At 66.5% G+C, this 18,469-nt stretch carries 19 protein-coding genes; 3 read left to right on the plus strand and 16 right to left on the minus strand.

What is annotated here, in order from left to right; genetic code table 11:
• Nucleotides 1-4: 4 nt before the first annotated feature.
• From ACIQTX_RS13245 to ACIQTX_RS13260, 4 genes are read right to left on the minus strand one after another with little or no spacing between them, the layout of a single operon-like run.
• Nucleotides 5-904, minus strand: coding sequence for an ABC transporter permease (locus tag ACIQTX_RS13245; protein WP_402972669.1), 900 nt, complete (start codon nucleotides 902-904; stop codon nucleotides 5-7).
• Entirely contained in the window at nucleotides 901-1,863 is a 963-nt protein-coding gene (locus ACIQTX_RS13250; protein ID WP_028501614.1) for an ABC transporter permease, read from the minus strand. Before ACIQTX_RS13250 ends, ACIQTX_RS13245 begins: the two co-directional genes overlap by 4 nt.
• Before the next feature lie 33 nt (nucleotides 1,864-1,896).
• Entirely contained in the window at nucleotides 1,897-3,516 is a 1,620-nt protein-coding gene (locus tag ACIQTX_RS13255) for an ABC transporter substrate-binding protein (RefSeq protein ID WP_402972671.1), read from the minus strand.
• A complete protein-coding gene (locus ACIQTX_RS13260) occupies nucleotides 3,516-4,721 on the minus strand; it encodes a dipeptidase (RefSeq protein WP_028501612.1) in 1,206 nt (401 codons plus the stop codon). Before ACIQTX_RS13260 ends, ACIQTX_RS13255 begins: the two co-directional genes overlap by 1 nt.
• 170 nt (nucleotides 4,722-4,891) lie before the next feature.
• Between ACIQTX_RS13260 and ACIQTX_RS13265 the strand changes: the two genes are divergently transcribed.
• The gene (locus ACIQTX_RS13265) at nucleotides 4,892-6,547 is read left to right on the plus strand and encodes a dipeptide ABC transporter ATP-binding protein (RefSeq protein ID WP_402972674.1); all 1,656 of its coding nucleotides are present in this window, start codon (nucleotides 4,892-4,894) and stop codon (nucleotides 6,545-6,547) included.
• 26 nt (nucleotides 6,548-6,573) lie between these two features.
• Here ACIQTX_RS13265 and ACIQTX_RS13270 read toward each other — a convergent pair whose 3' ends face one another.
• The 10 genes from ACIQTX_RS13270 to rplU all read right to left on the minus strand — a co-directional run bounded on the left by ACIQTX_RS13270 (nucleotide 6,574) and on the right by rplU (nucleotide 13,927).
• Nucleotides 6,574-7,263 carry an SDR family oxidoreductase gene (locus ACIQTX_RS13270; protein WP_028501611.1) on the minus strand — a complete coding sequence of 230 codons (690 nt, stop codon included), beginning with the start codon at nucleotides 7,261-7,263 and terminating at the stop codon, nucleotides 6,574-6,576.
• Nucleotide 7,264: 1 nt separating this feature from the next.
• Nucleotides 7,265-7,645 carry a ribosome silencing factor gene (rsfS, locus tag ACIQTX_RS13275; protein ID WP_028501610.1) on the minus strand — a complete coding sequence of 127 codons (381 nt, stop codon included), beginning with the start codon at nucleotides 7,643-7,645 and terminating at the stop codon, nucleotides 7,265-7,267.
• Entirely contained in the window at nucleotides 7,645-8,799 is a 1,155-nt protein-coding gene (locus ACIQTX_RS13280) for a hypothetical protein (protein ID WP_402972677.1), read from the minus strand. Before ACIQTX_RS13280 ends, rsfS begins: the two co-directional genes overlap by 1 nt.
• Nucleotides 8,796-9,401: a nicotinate-nucleotide adenylyltransferase gene (gene nadD / locus ACIQTX_RS13285; RefSeq protein WP_402972679.1), complete on the minus strand. Its 606-nt coding sequence runs from the start codon at nucleotides 9,399-9,401 to the stop codon at nucleotides 8,796-8,798. The genes ACIQTX_RS13280 and nadD overlap by 4 nt, the downstream gene beginning before the upstream one ends.
• A 6-nt stretch (nucleotides 9,402-9,407) precedes the next feature.
• Nucleotides 9,408-9,632 carry a hypothetical protein gene (locus ACIQTX_RS13290; protein WP_105525790.1) on the minus strand — a complete coding sequence of 75 codons (225 nt, stop codon included), beginning with the start codon at nucleotides 9,630-9,632 and terminating at the stop codon, nucleotides 9,408-9,410.
• A gap of 65 nt (nucleotides 9,633-9,697) precedes the next feature.
• Nucleotides 9,698-10,951 carry a glutamate-5-semialdehyde dehydrogenase gene (locus ACIQTX_RS13295; protein ID WP_402972681.1) on the minus strand — a complete coding sequence of 418 codons (1,254 nt, stop codon included), beginning with the start codon at nucleotides 10,949-10,951 and terminating at the stop codon, nucleotides 9,698-9,700.
• Between the two features lie 9 nt (nucleotides 10,952-10,960).
• Entirely contained in the window at nucleotides 10,961-11,746 is a 786-nt protein-coding gene (gene proB, locus ACIQTX_RS13300; RefSeq protein WP_402972683.1) for a glutamate 5-kinase, read from the minus strand.
• Nucleotides 11,743-13,242 carry a GTPase ObgE gene (gene obgE / locus ACIQTX_RS13305; protein WP_028501604.1) on the minus strand — a complete coding sequence of 500 codons (1,500 nt, stop codon included), beginning with the start codon at nucleotides 13,240-13,242 and terminating at the stop codon, nucleotides 11,743-11,745. Before obgE ends, proB begins: the two co-directional genes overlap by 4 nt.
• 100 nt (nucleotides 13,243-13,342) lie before the next feature.
• Complete coding sequence (gene rpmA / locus ACIQTX_RS13310) at nucleotides 13,343-13,600, minus strand: 50S ribosomal protein L27 (RefSeq protein WP_028501603.1); 258 nt, start codon at nucleotides 13,598-13,600, stop codon at nucleotides 13,343-13,345.
• 18 nt (nucleotides 13,601-13,618) lie between these two features.
• Nucleotides 13,619-13,927 (minus strand): 50S ribosomal protein L21, encoded by a 309-nt coding sequence (gene rplU / locus ACIQTX_RS13315; RefSeq protein ID WP_028501602.1) that lies wholly within the window; start codon nucleotides 13,925-13,927, stop codon nucleotides 13,619-13,621.
• A gap of 247 nt (nucleotides 13,928-14,174) precedes the next feature.
• On the opposite strand from rplU, the gene ACIQTX_RS13320 reads away from it, so the two are divergent.
• Complete coding sequence (locus ACIQTX_RS13320; RefSeq protein ID WP_028501601.1) at nucleotides 14,175-14,444, plus strand: DUF4031 domain-containing protein; 270 nt, start codon at nucleotides 14,175-14,177, stop codon at nucleotides 14,442-14,444.
• Here ACIQTX_RS13320 and ACIQTX_RS13325 read toward each other — a convergent pair.
• Nucleotides 14,406-16,853 (minus strand): Rne/Rng family ribonuclease, encoded by a 2,448-nt coding sequence (locus ACIQTX_RS13325; protein WP_402973068.1) that lies wholly within the window; start codon nucleotides 16,851-16,853, stop codon nucleotides 14,406-14,408. The genes ACIQTX_RS13320 and ACIQTX_RS13325 overlap by 39 nt on opposite strands.
• 520 nt (nucleotides 16,854-17,373) lie before the next feature.
• On the opposite strand from ACIQTX_RS13325, the gene ACIQTX_RS13330 reads away from it, so the two are divergent.
• Nucleotides 17,374-17,985, plus strand: coding sequence for a vitamin K epoxide reductase family protein (locus ACIQTX_RS13330; protein WP_028501599.1), 612 nt, complete (start codon nucleotides 17,374-17,376; stop codon nucleotides 17,983-17,985).
• Between the two features lie 67 nt (nucleotides 17,986-18,052).
• On the opposite strand, the gene ndk is transcribed toward ACIQTX_RS13330, so the two are convergent.
• Nucleotides 18,053-18,469, minus strand: a complete 417-nt coding sequence (gene ndk / locus ACIQTX_RS13335; protein WP_028501598.1) for a nucleoside-diphosphate kinase — start codon at nucleotides 18,467-18,469, stop codon at nucleotides 18,053-18,055.

An 18,469-nucleotide genomic window follows, 5' to 3' on the forward strand; every position in this document is an offset into this window, starting at 1 on the left:
GCTCCTATCGAGCGAGGTGACGCGGGTTGCGCGCGTCGTTGTAGGCGATCGAGAGGAGCGTGGCGGAGAGCACCAGGATGAGGATCGCGATCGAGGGGAAGAGCGTCAGCCACCAGGCGCTCACCATCGCACCGGCCTGCTGCGCCTCATAGAGGATGCGGCCCCACGACCAGGTGGTCGGGTCTCCGAGGCCGAGGAAGGCGAGCCCTGCAGCCGACAGCACGGCCCTCGACGCCGTCACGACCACCGAGACCACGACAACGGGTGTCACCGCAGGCAGCACGTGCCTCGTGATGATCCACACCGGCGACGTGGTCATGAGGCGCGACGCGTCGACGTAGGGCAGACCGACCACTGTCAGCGCCTGCGAACGCACGAGACGGGTCACCTCCGGCCAGGAGAACGCCGCGACGACGAAGATGATCGTCGAGGTGCTCGGTCCCACCAGCGCGGCGATCAGGATCATGAGCGGGAGCACCGGCAGCGAGAGGGTCATGTCGACGATCACGCTGATGAAACCGTCGAGCTTGCGGAAGTAGGCGCCGAGCACCGCGATGATCGTGCCGAACACGATCGCGATCAGCGAGGCAGCCACCGCCACGAGCACGCTCTGCTGCGTTCCCCAGATCACCTCGGAGAAGACGTCGCGGCCGAGCGCATCCGTGCCGAACCAGTGGTCGCCGCTCGGCGGCTGCAGCACGTCAGGTCCGTAGCTGGCCGGGTAGGGTGCGATCAGAGGAGCCGCGAGGGCGACGATCACGAGCAGGATCAGCAGGCCCAGGGAGATCATCCCGAGCGGATCGCGTCGGAACGCACGCCAGGTGTGCGCGCTCGCCCGCTCGCTTCCGGCGGCTGTCGGCTCGCTCGGAGCAAGGGTCTCTGAGGAGGGCATCGGAGCGGTCATGAGGTCTTCACTCTCGGGTCCAGGTAGCCGTAGATGATGTCGGTGATCGTGTTCGCGACCACGACGGTGGCGGCGAGCATGAGGAAGGCGCCCTGCAGCACCGGGAAGTCGAGCTGCGTGACGGCCTCGTAGATGCCGCGACCGATGCCCGGGTAGGCGAACACCGTCTCCGTGAGCACGGCACCGCCGACCAGGAAGCCGAGTTGCAGACCGATCAGGGTCGTGGTGGGCAGCAGGGCGTTGCGCAGCGCGTGCTTCCAGAGGATGCGGCTGCCGCGGATACCGTTCGCCTTCGCCAGGAGGATGTAGTCCTCACCGAGCGTCTCGATCAGGGTCGAACGCATCGTGAGCACATAGGAGCCGACCTGGATCAACATGAGCGAGACAGCGGGGAGCACCAGGTGCTGAGCGACGCTGAGATACCACTCGAAACCGTAGGTGTTGTTGGTGTACGCACCGCCGATCGGGAACCAGCCGAGGTTCAAGCCGAACACGAACAGGAGGAGGATCGCGACGCTCGGGACGAACAGCGACTGCCCCGTCACGCCGATGATCTGCACCGCGCGGTCGATGAACTTCCCCTTGTGCGAAGCGGCCGCGACCCCCAGCGGTACCCCGATGAGGATCGTGAGCACCAGCGCGGTGATCGTGAGCAGGAGCGTCCATGGCAGACGCTGCACGAGAACGTCGGTGACCGGGATCGACTGTGTGAAGGAGATGCCGAGATTGCCCTGCAGCAGCTGCCACATGTAGAGCCCGTACTGGATGATCAGCGGCTGATCGAGGCCGTACTGCTGGAGGATGGTCGCCCGGATGTCGTCCGTCATGTTCGGGCTCGCCAGCGCGAGCGCCGGGTCACCGGGAAGCAGACGCAGGAGCAGGAACGTCACGGTCACGGCGAACCAGATCGTGAGCAGACCTCTACCTATGCGACGGAGAATGAACGATGCTCGGGACACCCGGGCGACCTTCCTCGAGATTTCGGTTTGTTGTTACTTGACCGGGTGCGCGCTCGCGAGCGAAAGCGGGTTCACGATCGAGAGCAGCTCGCTCGGCTTCGAGATGAAGCCCGCCCATTCGTCGCTGGCAGCGAAGAACAGGTTCTGCGTGTACATGATGTTGTCGTAGACCTGCTCGTGCACGATCTTGTTCGCCTCGCGCATGATCGAGATCTTCTCGTCCTCATCGAACGTGACCATGCCCTCCTCGATCAGCGCGTTCAGGTCGGCGTCATCCACGTGGGTGTAGTTGATCGCCCCGCCGGGGAGGTACGACAGGGCGAAGTTCGTCACCGGGTCGTCCATGATGGCGAAGTTGCCCGCATAGATGTCGTAGTCGCCCTCGCTGGTCATCGAGAGGTACGTGTTCCGCTCGGTGCCCTGCAGCTCGATCGTGATGCCGGCCTCGGCAGCACTGTCCTTGACCATCTGGGCCCACTGACTCGTCACGCTGTCCTGCAGCGAGTAGATCAGTCGGAACGAGACGGGGAAGTTCCCGCTGGCGTCTGCGGTGTAGCCGGCCTTCTCCATCAGGGAACGCGACTTCTCGGGATCGAACTCGTACTCCTTCACCGACTTGTCGTAGTACTTCGCGAGCACCGGCATCAGCGCGCTGGAGCCGGTCGAGACGGCCTGCCCCTGCAGCACGACCGTGCGGATCGCGTCGTAGTCGACCGCCTGAGCGAGCGCTTGCCGGACCTCGATCTTGGCGAGGTCGGGCTTGTCCATGTTGTAGACCAGGTGCGCGTAGCCGAGCCCCGGAGCCTCGACGACCTGCAGCCCGTCGGTGTTGCCGAGCTGCTCGACCTGTGCGGGTGGCAGGGCGTTCGCGATCACGTCGATCTCACCGCTCTGCAGCGCCAGGATCTCGGTGTTCACGTCCGGGTAGACGCGGTACGCGACCTCGGCGGGCCCGGGGACTCCGCCCTTGACGAGCGGGTACTCATCGACGCGCTTGAGCGTGTAGTGCTGGCCGACCTGGAAGTCGCTCATGATGAACGGTCCCATTCCGACCCAGCCGCCGTCGCTGCCGTCGTTCGCGAACTCCGCGATCGAACCCTGCGGCTCGAACACGTGCTTCGGCACGACGACACCCCAGAAGCCGATCTCCTCGATGATGGACGAGTCCGGCTGCGTGAGCGTGAGCTCGACACGGGTGTCCGACACAGCGGTCGCGGTGTCGAGGTTGCCCAACTGCCCGTAGAACGTGCCGGGAGCCTGGTCGCGCTTGACCGCGTTCAGCGTCCAGGCCACGTCCTCCGCAGTGAGCGGCTCGCCATCGCTCCAGGTGAGATCGTCACGGATCTCGTAGAAACCGGTGGTGTCATCGACGTAGCCCCAGTCGGTGGCCACATGGGCTTCCTTGGTGCCGTCGTCGCTGATGCTCAGCAGATGGGGATACATCAGATTCGTGATCCACGAGTCCGTCCGGCTGTTGCCGAGGACGGGGTTGAAGTTCACGACATCCGTCGTGGTGCCGATGCTGATCGTCTCGTCGCTCGGTCCGGTGGCGCCCGAGGACTCCCCCGGTTCCGGCGCAGACGGGGCGCAGGCGGCGAGACCGACGGCGAGAGCCGCGGCCGCACCGAGCGCGATGAACTTGCTGTACTTCATCAGACCCAGACCTCCTCGAGTACGCGCATGGTGTTCCCACCGACGACGGCGCGAATCTCGTCGTCGGAGTAGTCGTTCTTCACGAGCCAGCCGATGATGTTGTAGAAAGCCTCGGCCGGGTTCTCGATGCCGTCGACATACGGCTGCTTCTCGTACTCGACGTTGGCGTGCGCCTGGCCGAGCGACAGGTTCGACGAGAACGCGTCGTGCAGGCCGACATGGTCGCCGAACAGCGTGTCGGGGCCGAAACTGACGTGTTCCAGGCCGACGAGGTCGACGCAGTACTGGAAGTGATCCATGACCGAATCGAGCGAGTGCTTCGGGTGCTGAGGCGAGATCGTCGTGTGCGGGGCCGCCTCGATTCCGATCACGCCGCCGCGCTTGGCACATTCGATGATCGTCTCGTCCGTCTTCATGCGGTTCGTCGGCCACAGGCCACGCGCACCGGCGTGCGTGATGAACACCGGCTTGGTCGAGTGGGCGATCACATCGAGACAGGTCTGGTCACCGGAGTGCGAGATGTCGATCGCGATACCGAGCTTGTTCATCCGCTCGACCGCGCGCTCGCCGAAGTACGTCAGCCCGCCGTCGCCGCGCTCTTTGAGCCCGCCGCCGAGCATGTTCGCCTCGGAGTACGCGATGCCCATCTGCCGGACGCCGAAGCCGTACAGCACGTCGAGGCGGTCGACCTCGTTCTCGATCATGGTCGAGGCTTCGAGAGCGAAGATGTGCGCGACGCGACCGGTCTCCGCCGCGTGGCGGATGTCCTTGATCGACTCAGCCTTGATCACGAAGTCCTGGTGGGCGAGGTCGGCCATGCGTACACCGAGGTCGAACAGGACATCCTGGTACTTCCACCCGGCGTCGCTCGAGATGCAGCAGGTGCCGTCCATGCCGTTGTCGAACACAGCGGTCAGACCCGAACGAGCGAGGCCCTGGTAACCGGTGGGTTCCCGACCCTGGCGGATGTGATCGCGGAGCTCGCCCATGTCTTCGGGGAACACCTGCACGTGCTCGTGCAGCGAGATGACGGTTTCTTCGCGGAGCAGACGCTCGGTGCGCTCCTGTTGCGTGTCGCTCAGACCGAGGTCGTAGGCCGGCACGCGGCCGATCTGCTTTGCGTAGCGGAATTCGCGGTAGTCCTTACCGGCTTCCAGGTAGTCGTACGCGGTGTAGCCGGAGTACCGGCCAGCTTGTTCGAGCACGGATGCGCTCCTTCGGTTCGATGATGCGGGGTACCACTCCCGGTCAACGAGCGGGAGTTTCCTCGAATCTGGAGGAATTCGGCGCAGATGTCAACTGTTGTGATTATCTTCGGCTGAAATGTTTCCTGTTCGAAACAATTCAGAACCTGGAAGCTGGCATGATGTGATCCATGGAGAACACATCCGCCCCCCAGAACGCCGTGGTCCTGGACGTCAAGGGCCTCACCGTCACCCTCACCGGCGATGGCCGCCGCAATCGCGTCGTCGACGGCATCGACATCGCCGTGCGGCGCGGCGAGGTGTTCGCGCTGCTCGGCGAGTCGGGCTCCGGCAAATCGATGACCGCCCGCGCGATCATGGGTCTCATCGACAACGGCGACGTCGAAGCGACAGCCCTGACACTGGGCGGAACCGACCTCCTCTCCCTCACGCCGGAACAGCACCGCCGCCTGCGTGGCGTGCGAGTCAGTCTGGTCATGCAGGACGCCCTCTCCGCTTTGAACCCGGTCCTCAGCATCGGCGATCAGATCATCGACCTCATCCGCGCACATCGCAGTATCGGCCGCCGCGCCGCACAGGCGCGCGCGGTCGAGCTGCTGACCCTCGTCGGTATCCCCACCCCCGACAAGCGTGTGCACGATTATCCGCACCAGTTCTCCGGCGGTCAGCGCCAGCGCATCCTGATCGCCATGGCGATCGCACTGGATCCTGATCTCATCATCGCGGATGAACCGACGACCGCGCTCGATGTGACGGTGCAGGCGCAGATCCTCGATCTGCTGCTGTCGCTGCGCGAGCGCCTCGGTATGGGAATCCTGCTCATCACCCACGACCTCGGCGTCGTGATGGAGGTCGCCGACCAGGTAGCCGTCATGCGCACGGGCCTCATCGTGGAGTCCGGTTCGGCCGACGAAGTGCTCACGAACCCGCAGCATCCGTACACGATCCAGCTGCTGCACTCGATGCCGCGTGACGTCAGTGCGGCCACCGACGAAGACGGGACTGCTCCCATCCTGGAAGGACGGGGCCTGGAACGCACCTTCCGATCCGGGAGCGGGCGTCGTACGCATCGTGTCGCCGCAGTCGCCGGCGTCGACCTCGAGCTGCGACACGGAGAGATCCTGGCGATCGTCGGCGAATCAGGCAGCGGCAAGTCGACACTCGCGCGAATGCTGGTGGGACTCGACTCACCGGATGCCGGCACCCTGCGCTACCGCGACCAGGACGTGACGCGCGGACGCCTCCGCGATCGGAAGATCCTTCGCCGCGGAGTACAGATGGTGTTCCAAGATCCGTACATGTCGTTGAACCCGCGGATGACCGTCCAGCAGATCATCGCGGAACCGCTCGCCGCCACGCACACAGGAAGCCCGGTGTCCCGGCGCCGACGTGTCGCAGAGCTGCTCGAACTCGTCGGGCTCACCCCCGAGATGGGCTCGCGCTTCCCCCACCAGTTCTCCGGCGGCCAGCGTCAGCGGATCGGCATCGCGAGGGCTCTCGCGCTCGACCCCGACGTCCTCGTGTGCGACGAGCCGGTGTCAGCGCTGGACGTGTCGATCCGGGCCCAGATCATCGACCTGCTGTGCGAGCTGCGCGAACGACTGGGCATGTCGATCGTGTTCATCGCGCATGATCTGTCGCTCGTGCGCCACATCGCCGATCGCGTGGCGGTGATGTACCTGGGGAACATGGTCGAGATCGGCAAGACCGAAGACGTCTACCGCCACCCCGAACACCCGTACACCCGGTCGCTGCTGTCGGCGATCCCGCCCCAGACCCGCGCAGAACGGGGCATGCTGGAGCGCCGAACCCGGCTGACGGCCTGAGGGCCGGCCGCGACCGACGCGCCGAATCAGCGGCCCGGCCGCACCGTGAGGTCGGTGATCTCCGCGTCGCGCGGAAGATCGAGGGCGGTGAGGATGGTCGTGACGACGGCGTCGGGAGTGATGAAACGCCCGGCGTCGTAATCCTGCCCCTCCTGCTGGTGCACGCGCTCCTGCATCGGAGTAGCCGTGCGCCCGGGATAGATCGACGTCACCCGCACGCCGTGCTGCGCCTCCTCCGCCCGCAGCGCATCGGCGAGGGCACGGAGCCCGTGCTTCGACGCCGCGTAGGCGGACCACCCGGCGTTGGCACGTAGGCCGGCACCCGAGTTCACGAAGACGACCTGGCCCTGCGATACGCGCAGGACAGGAAGAAGAAGCCTGGTGAGCTCGGCCGGAGCGATGAGGTTCACCGCGAGCTGCTGCTCCCACAGCGCAGGAGCCAGATCCGCCACATCGCCGAGGTCCACGACGCCGGCGACGTGCACGAGCGCGTCGATACGATCGGGCAGATGCTGCTTCGACAGCGCCCATGACAGGCGTCCTGGCTGGGCGAGATCTCCGACCAGCACCGAAGCACCGGGGAGCTCAGCTGCGATCTGCCTGGCACGCCCGGCGTCGCGAGCCAAAGCCACGACGTGATCGCCGCGATCCAGCAGGCGACGCGAGAGAACCGCGCCGATGCCGGAACCCGCACCGGTGATCAGGTGCGTCGGCATATCAGCTGGGGTCTGCGGCAGGCTCGACGACGTCGATCGGAACGACGGGGCAGTCCTTCCACAGGCGCTCGAGCCCGTAGTACACGCGCTCCTCCTGGTGGAAGACGTGCACGATCAGGTCGCCGAAGTCGAGCAGGACCCAGCGTGCTTCCGCACGTCCTTCACGGCGAACACGCTTGTGGCCCGACTCGATCAGTCGGTCCTCGATCTCGTCGGCGATAGCGGCGACGTTGCGCTCGCTGTTGCCCGTGACGAGCAGGAAGATGTCGACGAGCGGGAGGGGCTCGGAGACGTTGAGTGCGACGAGGTCCTCACCGCCCTTGTCGATGGCGGCTTGTGCTGCGAGGCGCAGCATCTCTTCGGCTGTTTCAGGAGATTGCATCAAATCAGTTTCGTGGTGAAGGCGATGACGAGAACGACGCCGATCGCGAGGGCGAGTCCGCCGGCGATGATGGCGAGGGTCACCATGAGGCGGTTCCCCTTCTCGGGGGCAGGAGGTCGGATGACCTCACCCGCGGGCTTGATGGTGCTGACTGCCGAGCTCGCGGCGATCGGCGTGGGCGACGAGGAAGGAGGCAGCTCGCCGTCGATGAGAACGGCGTCGACGTCTTTGCCGTCGGTCGTGCCGAATGCATGACCCTGGGAGCCCATGCCCTGCGGCAGTTCGTATGACCCGGTGACGAGAATCTCGCCGGTGGATGCGACGGGGCCCGAGAGCGACCCCTCCCCCGGAGACGGGGTGAAGATCAGTGCGTTCGGTGCGGAGTGCTGCGAACCGGTGGAGTCACCCACCGTGAGGAGTTCGTCGAACGACGGACGGAAAGGCGCGTGCTCTTCGGGAGCATCCGAGAGGATCCCCTCGCCGAAGGCAGGATTTACCGTGGGCCGCACCTCGGCGATGTCATCGTCATCATCGTCGGCGAGCACGTCGTCTACAGCTCCGTCTTCGGCCTCGGTGGAGATGCCGAGAGCCGACTCGACGTCGTCTTCGCCTTCGGCGTCTTCGACGGGCTCCTCGACGACCTCCAGCGGGACGACACCCACCGATTCGGCGACGCCCGACGCGCGGACCGGAGCCACGGAGACCTCGTCATCCACATCGTCATCGTCGGCATCGCCCGGCTCTTCGTTCGCGGTGAAGTTCGGGACGCCCGACACGATCTCCGTCTGCGTACCTGAATCGGGGGCGGCGGGGTCAGCCTCACTCGGGGCTTCGACCGACTGCTCGGTCTCGTCGGCATCATCCGCGCCGACGACAGGCACGGATGCGGTCCGGACCTTCTCCAGCTCACGGACCTGACGCCGGGTCAGCGGAGCGTCGCCCTGACCGTCATCGACGACCGCCGCTGGCTCGGGCGCGACCTCGACGGGGGCAGGGGTTTCGACGGCACGCGGCAACGGCGGCACTGGTGGCGCCGCCTCGGCCGCCGCAGCGGCCTCCTCGCTGGAGATGACCGGGGTGGAACCCGTCAGACGGATCTCCCGCAGCTGCTTTCGCGTCAGCGGACCCTGCTCCTGCTGATCCGATGTACTCATGCCTTGCTCCGATACAGATGATGCTTCGCGATGTACTGAACGACCCCATCAGGGACCAGGTACCAGACCGGCTGATCGTCGCGAACTCGTTCACGGCAGACCGTCGACGAGATCGACAGTGCCGGCACTTCCAGTTGGCTGACGTTGTCGCTCGGGAGGCCGTCTGTGCTCAGGACATGTCCGGGGCGAGAGACCGCGACGAAGTGGGCCAACTCCCACAACTCATCATGGTCCCTCCAACTGAGAATTTGCGCTACGGCGTCCGCTCCGGTGATGAAGAAGAGTTCAGCGTCCGGTCGATCCCGCTTCAGATCACGCAGCGTGTCGATCGTGTAGGTCGGCCCCTCGCGGTTGATGTCGACGCGGCTCACCGTGAACTGCGGGTTCGAAGCCGTCGCGATCACGGTCATCAGATAGCGGTGCTCACTCGGGGAGACGCCCGATTTCTGCCACGGATGACCGGTGGGCACGAACACGACCTCGTCGAGATCGAACGAGTTGGCGACCTCGCTGGCTGCGACCAAGTGGCCGTGGTGGATGGGGTCGAACGTTCCGCCCATCACGCCGATGCGCGGGGGGCGCCGGGTCGCAGCATCGTTCATGGGGGCCTAGTGGCCGTGTCCTGCCTCGTGGCCGTCCTTGCCGTGCTTCGCGGCCCATGCCTCGGCCTTGGCCGAGTGACGGTTGGCGACGTTCTTGTACGAGAACGTGACCAGCCCGAGGAATGCGAAGACGATCGCCGCGATGACTCCGAAGATCACCGTTTCGAGCGCGACGTTGCCGTGGTGCTCGGTTTCGGCAGCGGCCATCGCGATCTGTGCGACGAGGTTCATCCTGACTCCGTTTCGTGGCGTGCTGTTCGGGATCCTGCGAGGTACAGCGTCCCCCAGTCTAGCGCTCAGCCGCGGGTCTGCCCCGCCCCACGCGCGAGCCACTTCGTGCTGGTCAGCTCGGACAGGCCCATCGGTCCTCGTGCATGCAGCTTCTGGGTCGAAATGCCGACCTCCGCCCCGAATCCGAACTCGCCGCCATCGGTGAAGCGCGTGGAGGTGTTCACCATCACGACGGCAGAATCCACCTCGGCGAGGAAGCGCTCCGCGTTGCGCGAGTCGGTCGTGATGATGGACTCGGTGTGACCCGTGCTGTACCTACGGATGTGGTCGAGTGCTTCGTCGAGGGAGTCCACGACCTTGAACGCGATGTCGAGGCTGAGGTATTCGGTCTCCCAGTCCTCCTCGGTGGCCGGGATCACGTTCGACATGAGCCCGACGACCATGTCGTCGCCATGGATCGCGACGCCCTCGCTCTGGAGCGCGCTGGCGACCAGAGGAACGAGGCGCGGCGCCGCCTGACGGTGCACCAGCACCGTCTCCACGGCGTTGCAGACGCTCGGACGCTGCACCTTGGCGTTCACGACGATGTCGCGCGCCCAGTCGTCGGGGGCGGTCTCGTCGAGGAAGATGTGGACGTTGCCCGCTCCGGTCTCGATGACGGGAACGGTCGACTCCGTCACGACGGTCTCGATGAGACCCGCACTCCCGCGCGGCACGAGGACATCGATGAAGCCCCGACCGTGCATGAGGGCCTTCGCGCCCTCCCGCCCGAAGTCATCCACGGTCTGGATGGCCTCCGCGGTCAGACCGGCACTCTCGACCGCACTGCGCATGACGTCGACGAGGACGGTGTTGGACTCGCGAGCGGCGCTCCCGCCACGCAGCACCACGGCGTTGCCCGATCGCAACGCGAGTGCGGCGATGTCGACGGTCACGTTCGGGCGCGCCTCATAGATCGCACCCACCACGCCGAACGGCACCCGAATCTGCTCGAGGGCCACGCCATTGGGCATCCGATGCCCGCCGACCACGCGGCCCACCGGATCCGCGAGAGCTGCGACCTCTCGTACCGCGGTTGCCAGAGCGCCCACACGCTTGTCATCGAGCCGCAGCCGGTCGACGAGGGATTCGCCGATGCCGTCCTCGCGTCCGCGGGCGATGTCGCGACCGTTCGCCTCGATGATGCGCGGCGCGGCGTCGAGAAGGGCGACGGCGATCGCCTCGAGCACCCGGGCCTTGTCATCGCTCGTGAGCGCGGCGGTGGCACGGGAGGCCTCTTTGGCACGCTCCAGGCGCACCTGCGGAGTCTGGTCGGTCATCCGCCCAGTTTATGAGGTGGCCGGCTCGAACCAGGTTCCTATTTCGGCGCCGGCGAGAGCCTGATCGACCAGGTCGGCACTCGTGACCAGGACGCCGATGCCGGAGGCCGCGGCAAGGCGTGCCGCAGAGACCTTGGTAGCCGCTCCGCCGGTACCGACACTGTTGACGACCGTCGCCCCGAACTCGAGGCCGGTGAGGTCGGCGTCGGGCGCGACGATGTCGATCGGCTCGGCTCCGGGATCAGTCGGGGGCTTCGTGTACAGCGACTCGATGTCGCTGAGCAGGATGAGCGCGTCGGCCTCGATCAGTTGGGCGACCAGGGCGCCGAGCCGGTCGTTGTCTCCGAAGCGGATCTCCTGCGTCGCGACCGTGTCGTTCTCATTGACGATCGGCAGGGTGCGCAGGCCAAGCAGACGCTCCATCGCACGACGGGCGTTGGAACGCGACGTCGGATTCTCTAGGTCACCGGTCGTGAGCAGCACCTGACCGGCGACGATGTCGAAGGGACGCAGCGACTCCTGATAGCGGTACATCAGGATGTTCTGCCCCACGGCTGCCGCTGCCTGCTGGGTCGCGAGGTCGGTCGGACGGGCGTCCAGACGCAGGAACGGGATTCCGGAGGCGATCGCACCCGACGACACGAGCACGACCTCGGCCCCGCGTGCATGCGCCGCAGCCAGAGCCTCGACGATACGAGGGATCCGCCAGGAAGACTCTCCGCTGATCGAGGAGGATCCGACCTTCACGACGATTCGGGCCGCTGTGGCGAGATCCGCACGGGTGCGTGCTGTCACTCGCCGTCCTCGCGATATGCAGCGAGACGCTGAGTCTCCACCTCGGCGCGGGCCTCGGCCTTGGCGTCCATGCGCTCGTAGTACTGCTCTCGTCGCTCCGAGGTCGTCCGGCGCGCATTCGGTGCCAGACGGGGGTCGGTTCCACGGGGCGCACTCATGAGCTCGGCCGCCGAGGTCATGGTCGGCTCCCAGTCGAAGACGATGCTGTCGCCCTCGCCGATCACGACCGTCGAGCCCTGAACAGCACCGAGGCGGAAGAGCTCATCCTCGACACCGAGCTTCTCGAGTCGATCCGCGAGGTAGCCCACGGCCTCTTCGTTCTGGAAGTCGGTCTGCTGAACCCAGCGCACCGGCTTCTCACCCATGATCCGGTAGACGTTGCCGTAGGTACCACCCTCGACACGGATGGTGAAGCCCTTCTTGTTGCCGCGCGGACGGATGATGACGCGCTCCGGCGGCGCCTCGAGCGCAGCTTCGGCGCGGGCGTTCTCGACGAGCTCACCCAGCGCGAACGTGAGCGGACGCAGGCCCTCGTGCGAGACCGTGGAGATCTCGAACACGCGGAACCCGCGGGCTTCGAGGTCGGGGCGCACCAGTTCGGCCAGATCGCGCGCCTCGGGCACATCGATCTTGTTCAGGGCGATGAACTGCGGGCGCTCGAGCAGCGGAGTCTGTCCCTCCGGCACCTCGTAGGCCCCCAGCTCGGCGAGGATGACGTCGAGGTCGGAGATCGGGTCGCGCCCGGGCTCGAGAGTCGCACAGTCGAGCACGTGCAGCAGCGCCGAGCAGCGCTCGACGTGACGGAGGAACTCGAGTCCGAGCCCTCGGCCTTCGCTCGCGCCTTCGATGAGGCCTGGCACGTCGGCGACCGTGTACCGGAAGTCGCCGACCTGCACCACACCGAGGTTCGGGTGGAGGGTCGTGAACGGGTACTCGGCGATCTTGGGTCGAGCGGCGGAGATCGCACCGATCAGGCTCGACTTGCCCGCGGACGGGTAGCCGACGAGGGCGATGTCGGCGACGGTCTTGAGCTCGAGGACGACGTCGCCCTCGTACCCCGGCGTACCCAGCAGAGCGAAGCCCGGAGCCTTGCGCTTAGGGGTGGCGAGAGCCGCGTTGCCGAGCCCGCCCATGCCGCCCTTGGCGACGACGAACCGCTCGCCGGGGATGATCATGTCGATGAGGACTTCACCCGCGGTGTTCTTCACGACGGTGCCCACCGGAACGAGAAGCTCGAGCGTCTCGCCGAGGAAACCGGAGCGGTGGTCGCCCATGCCGGGGCCGCCGTTGCCGGAGGAACGGTGCGGCGAGTGGTGATACGAGAGCAGCGTGCCCGTCTGCGGGTCGGCGACCAGCACGACGTCGCCGCCGTCGCCGCCGTTTCCTCCGTCGGGGCCGCCGAGGGGCTTGAACTTCTCGCGGTGCACGGAGACGCAGCCGCCGCCGCCCTTACCCGCACGCAAGTGCAGTGTGACGGTGTCGACGAACGTGACCATGTGCGGGTTCCCCTGGGTTCCTGTTTATGACGGTGTGCAGATACACGGACGGGGCGAGCCGAAGCCCGCCCCGAACCGGATGACTAGTGTCGTGCTGAGATCACTCAGCTGCAGCGACGATGTTGACGACCTTGCGGCCGCCCTTCGCGCCGAACTGGACCGCACCGGCGGCCAGAGCGAACAGCGTGTCGTCGCCGCCACGGCCGACGTTGACGCCGGGGTGGAAGTGCGTGCCGCGCTGACGGACGATGATCTCGCCTGCGAGGACCTGCTGACCGCCGAAGCGCTTCACGCCGAGGCGCTGAGCGTTGGAGTCACGACCGTTACGGGTTGAGCTTGCGCCCTTTTTATGTGCCATGTCCTAGTCCCCTCGGGCTTACTTGATGCCGGTGATCTTGACGCGCGTGAGCTCCTGACGGTGGCCCTGGCGCTTCTTGTAACCGGTCTTGTTCTTGTACTTCTGGATGATGATCTTCGGGCCGCGGAGGTTGCCGATGACCTCGGCCGTGACCTTGACCTTCGCCAGCGAGTCAGCGTCGGTGGTCACCGTGGCGCCGTCGACGAGCAGCACTGCGGCCAGCTCGATCTTCTCGCCCTGGGCAGCCTTGACACGGTCGAGCTGAACGATCGTGCCGACCTCGACCTTCTCCTGCCGCCCACCGGCGCGCACTACTGCGTAAACCACTTCATACCTGTTTCGTTGGGGAGCTCGCGGCTCCGAGATCTCACGGGAAGACTGTTGCTTGCATGCGCCGCAGAACGACGGGCGCGAACGCAAGGCTCTCCGCTTCGACCGACGAGGACGACGCGGCATACGCACCAAGGGACTACTTTACCGGATGCGGGTCGGTGTCGCAAAGCGAGCCGAGTTCGGAGCGTCCCGCCCGCCGCTCCCACGCCCGACCGTGCCGGTGCGGACTTAGGCTGACGGGGTGACCGTACTCGTCGACGACCCGCTCTGGCCCGCCCACGGACGCCTGTGGGCGCATCTGGTCAGCGATGAGAGCCTCGACGAACTGCACGCTTTCGCACGCGCGAACGATGTGCCCGCGCGCGCGTTCGACCTCGACCACTACGACGTGCCGGAGGAGATCATCCCCCGCCTCGTCGCCGACGGCGCCCAGCACGTCAAGGGCAAAGAACTGGTGCGCCGTCTGATCGCCTCAGGACTGCGAATCCGCGCCCGCGACCGGCGGCGCTGACGTCTCGGAGTTCACCGAGATCGGGGTTCCGGTCAGCGCAGCCGTGCTCACCCGACGGCGCCCTCTCCCCTGCCCCGGAGCCTTCGGCTCGGGAAGGGCATCGAGCACCGAGTCGAGAAGCTGCTCGGCAGGAGACTTCGGTCCCTTGCGGTCGCCACGCTTCTTACGGGCCTTCTTCGGGCGCTCCGTCGCCGCGGGAGCCTCTGCGGCCACCTCGACCGGCTCAGCCTCTGCGGCACCCTCGGCCGCCGGAGCGATCGTGGAGGCTGCGATCTGGGCCAGCGCCGACTTGGCACCCTCGGTGATGCTGTGGGTGACGTTCGGCGCGGCCGGCGCATTCTGGCTCTGACCGTTGCCGTTGCTGTTGCCGTTGTTGCCACCGGCGTTCCCGCGCTGGCGACGGCCGCTCTGGCCGTTGCCGCCATTGCTTCCACCGCCGCTGCCGTTGCTGCTGGAGCGGTGCTTCACGACCGGGTCGTGGTGCACGATGACACCGCGGCCGGCACAGACCTCGCACGCCTCGCTGAACGTCTCGAGCAGGCCGAGACCTAGCTTCTTGCGCGTCATCTGCACCAGACCGAGCGAGGTGACCTCGGCGACCTGGTGCTTGGTGCGGTCGCGGCTCAGGCACTCGATCAGGCGTCGCAGCACGAGGTCGCGGTTCGACTCGAGCACCATGTCGATGAAGTCGACGACGATGATGCCGCCGATGTCGCGCAGACGCAGCTGACGGACGATCTCCTCCGCCGCCTCGAGGTTGTTCTTGGTGACCGTCTCTTCGAGGTTTCCGCCGGTGCCGACGAACTTCCCGGTGTTGACGTCGACGACGGTCATCGCCTCGGTGCGGTCGATCACGAGCGATCCGCCGGAGGGCAGCCAGACCTTGCGGTCGAGGGCCTTCTCGATCTGCTCGGTGATGCGGAACGCGTCGAACGGATCGGTCTCGTCCTCGTAGGCTTCCACCCGCTCGAGCAGGTCGGGCGCGACGCTCTCCAGGTAGGCGCGGATCGTCTGCTGTGCATCCTCGCCCTGGATCAGCATCTTGGTGAAGTCCTCGTTGAAGACGTCACGGACGATCTTGACGAGCAGGTCGGGCTCTGCGTGCAGGAGAGCGGGAGCCTGCTGGTTCTCGACCTGCTTCTGGATGTGCTCCCACTGCGCCGTGAGGCGCTGCACGTCGCGGGTGAGCTGGTCCTCGGTGGCGCCCTCGGCCGCGGTGCGGACGATCACTCCGGACGACTCCGGCAGCACCTCCTTGAGGATGCGCTTGAGGCGTGCCCGCTCGTTGTCAGGAAGCTTGCGGCTGATGCCGTTCATCGATCCACCGGGCACGTAGACCAGGTAGCGACCGGGAAGAGAGATCTGGCTGGTGAGGCGCGCACCCTTGTGGCCGACGGGGTCCTTCGTCACCTGCACGAGGACACGGTCGCCGGGCTTGAGTGCCAGCTCGATGCGACGGGGCTGGTTGCCGGTCTCGACACCGTCCCAGTCGACCTCGCCGGAGTAGAGCACGGCGTTGCGTCCGCGGCCGATGTCGACGAACGCCGCCTCCATGCTGGGGAGGACATTCTGCACGCGGCCGAGGTACACGTTCCCGATGAGCGACGCGTCCTGGTTGCGGGCGACGTAGTGCTCGACGAGCACGCCGTCCTCGAGGACGCCGATCTGGGTGCGGCCGTTCTTGGAGCGCACGACCATCTTGCGGTCGACGGACTCACGACGGGCGAGGAACTCCGCCTCGGTCACGACCGGGCGGCGGCGACCGGCATCGCGACCGTCACGGCGGCGCTGCTTCTTCGCCTCGAGACGGGTCGATCCCTTGATCGCCTTCGGCTCGGTGATGTATTCGACGACCCGCTGGCGCTGACGCGGCTCTTCGTGCTGATCGTCGCCTTCGGAACCACCGCGACGGCGACGGCCACGACCACGGCCTGCCGACTCCTCCTGCGGCTGGTCGCGCTCGGCGATGCGGTCGAAGATGCGCTCGCGACCGGGCTGCGCGGGCAGCGGCACGATCTCCGGAGCGTAGAAGTGCAGCTGGGTGGAGACCTGGGAGACGAACACCTCGGGCAGCAGGCCAAGGGAGACGGCCGTCACCGGTGCCGGAGCCTCGGGAGCCGATGCCTCGACAGCGGCCGGAGCATCCTTCGCAGCCGACGCGACCGGGGCCTCTTCGGCCACGGGCGCGTCGACCACGGGTTCTTCGGCCACGGGCGCGTCGACCACGGGTTCTTCGGCCACGGGTTCTTCGGCCACGAGCTCTTCGGCCACGAGCTCTTCGGCCACGGGCTCTTCGACGAGGGCGGCACCGTCGACGATCGTCTCGGCATCCGCAACCGACGAGTCGTCGACCGGCGCCGACCCCTCACCGTCTTCTGCCTCTGCGGCAGCTTGGGCTTCGGCGATCATCACTGCGGCGGCGTCATCCGCAGCGGCCGCTGCGTCATCGGCTGCCGCGTATCCGGCAGCGACGTCGTCTGCGGCAGCATCCGCTGCCGTCTCGGCCGCTTCGGACTGCTCGTCGACCTCGCTCGATGCCCCCGAGAGGTCATCGGCTTCGGGAGCGATGGGCTCCGTCAGCTCTCCCGCGGCGTCAGCCGGGAAGTCGAGGGTAGGGCTGTTGTTGTCATTGCTCTCATCGGCCATCTCTGGCGTACTCCCTGCACGGGACACTGGGTGCTCCGTGAAATCTCATGCGGTACCCGCGGGTTCCGCGAACTCACTCGGTTTGCGACCGGCTCATGGCTCTGATCGCGTGGGGCATAGGACCCCGAAGTCTGCTCGATGCGTGTCGCGGCAACACCGTTCATCGCATCACAGGCCATTATCGCATCAAGTGGGGCCGTTCGCGGCATCACCTCACTTGCCGAGCGTTTTTCCCCGGCCTGTTCTGCGCACATCCATAGCCGACGCTGGGATAATCCCCAGTATGAGCGAGCAGCGCACCCGCCCCGTCTTCTATGCCGTCTGGCTGATCATCGCGAGTGTGGTGGGCTGGTTCGCGGCCTTCCAGCTCACGATCGAGAAGTTCGCGCTGCTGGAGAATCCGAAGGAAGCGCTCTCCTGCGACCTGAGCCCCTTCATCCAGTGCAGCACCAACCTCGAGTCCTGGCAGGGATCGGTCTTCGGATTCCCGAACCCGCTCCTCGGCCTCACCGGATGGATGGCTCCCCTGGTGGTCGGCGTCGCGATCCTCGCGGGCGCCCGGTTCCCTCGTTGGTTCTGGGCTGCCTTCGGCGTCGGCATCACGTTCGCCTTCGGCCTCGTGTGCTGGCTCATCGGCCAGAGCCTGTACGACCTCTTCGTGCTGTGCCCGTGGTGCATGGTGACGTGGGCCGTCACGATCCCCACGTTCTTCGCGACGATGATCCATCTGACCCGCAACGGCACGTTCACGAGCAACGAGAAGGTGAAAGCGGGCGCCGACAAGCTCATGCCGTGGGTGCCGCTGGCCACGGTCGTCGCCTTCGCGCTGATCATCTTCATGGCACAGCTTCAGGGACTCGACTTCCTGGGCGAGATGGCCAGGATCCTCTTCTGATCTTCACCGCCCATGACGAAAGCCCGCCCGCCGAGAAACGGCGGACGGGCTTTTCGCTGCTGGCGGCTCAGTCGAACCAGATGCCGAGCTCGCGTGCAGCGGATTCGGGGCTGTCCGACCCGTGCACGAGGTTCTGCTGCACCTTGAGGCCCCAGTCACGACCGAAGTCGCCACGGATCGTGCCGGGTGCGGCGGTCGTGGGGTCGGTGGTGCCCGCGAGGGAACGGAAGCCCTCGATCACGCGGTTGCCCGCGAGGCGGATCGCGACCGACGGGCCGGAGAGCATGAACTCGAGCAGCGGCTCGTAGAACGGCTTGCCCTCGTGCTCGGCGTAGTGCTCGGCGAGCACATCGCGGTCGGGCTCGACCAGGCGGATGTCGACGAGGGAGTATCCCTTCGCCTCGATACGGGCGAGGATCGTGCCGGTGAGGCCGCGGGCGACACCATCGGGCTTGACGAGGACGAGGGTTTCTTCGGTGGCCAT

Source organism: Microbacterium sp. NPDC090281, assembly GCF_044769635.1.
Taxonomy (GTDB): domain Bacteria; phylum Actinomycetota; class Actinomycetes; order Actinomycetales; family Microbacteriaceae; genus Microbacterium.

Bases quoted from the DNA above. Each gene is read 5' to 3' on its own strand.
- ACIQTX_RS13325 (WP_402973068.1), bottom strand. From the start codon at position 16,853: ATGATCGCCGAAGCCCAAGCTGCCGCAGAGGCAGAAGACGGTGAGGGG.
- ACIQTX_RS13265 (WP_402972674.1), top strand. From the start codon at position 4,892: ATGGAGAACACATCCGCCCCCCAGAACGCCGTGGTCCTGGACGTCAAG.
- ndk (WP_028501598.1), bottom strand. From the start codon at position 18,469: ATGGCCACCGAAGAAACCCTCGTCCTCGTCAAGCCCGATGGTGTCGCC.
- nadD (WP_402972679.1), bottom strand. From the start codon at position 9,401: ATGAACGATGCTGCGACCCGGCGCCCCCCGCGCATCGGCGTGATGGGC.
- ACIQTX_RS13245 (WP_402972669.1), bottom strand. From the start codon at position 904: ATGACCGCTCCGATGCCCTCCTCAGAGACCCTTGCTCCGAGCGAGCCG.
- rsfS (WP_028501610.1), bottom strand. From the start codon at position 7,645: ATGCAATCTCCTGAAACAGCCGAAGAGATGCTGCGCCTCGCAGCACAA.
- rpmA (WP_028501603.1), bottom strand. From the start codon at position 13,600: ATGGCACATAAAAAGGGCGCAAGCTCAACCCGTAACGGTCGTGACTCC.
- ACIQTX_RS13330 (WP_028501599.1), top strand. From the start codon at position 17,374: ATGAGCGAGCAGCGCACCCGCCCCGTCTTCTATGCCGTCTGGCTGATC.
- ACIQTX_RS13280 (WP_402972677.1), bottom strand. From the start codon at position 8,799: ATGAGTACATCGGATCAGCAGGAGCAGGGTCCGCTGACGCGAAAGCAG.
- ACIQTX_RS13270 (WP_028501611.1), bottom strand. From the start codon at position 7,263: ATGCCGACGCACCTGATCACCGGTGCGGGTTCCGGCATCGGCGCGGTT.
- ACIQTX_RS13290 (WP_105525790.1), bottom strand. From the start codon at position 9,632: ATGAACCTCGTCGCACAGATCGCGATGGCCGCTGCCGAAACCGAGCAC.
- ACIQTX_RS13255 (WP_402972671.1), bottom strand. From the start codon at position 3,516: ATGAAGTACAGCAAGTTCATCGCGCTCGGTGCGGCCGCGGCTCTCGCC.
- ACIQTX_RS13295 (WP_402972681.1), bottom strand. From the start codon at position 10,951: ATGACCGACCAGACTCCGCAGGTGCGCCTGGAGCGTGCCAAAGAGGCC.
- obgE (WP_028501604.1), bottom strand. From the start codon at position 13,242: ATGGTCACGTTCGTCGACACCGTCACACTGCACTTGCGTGCGGGTAAG.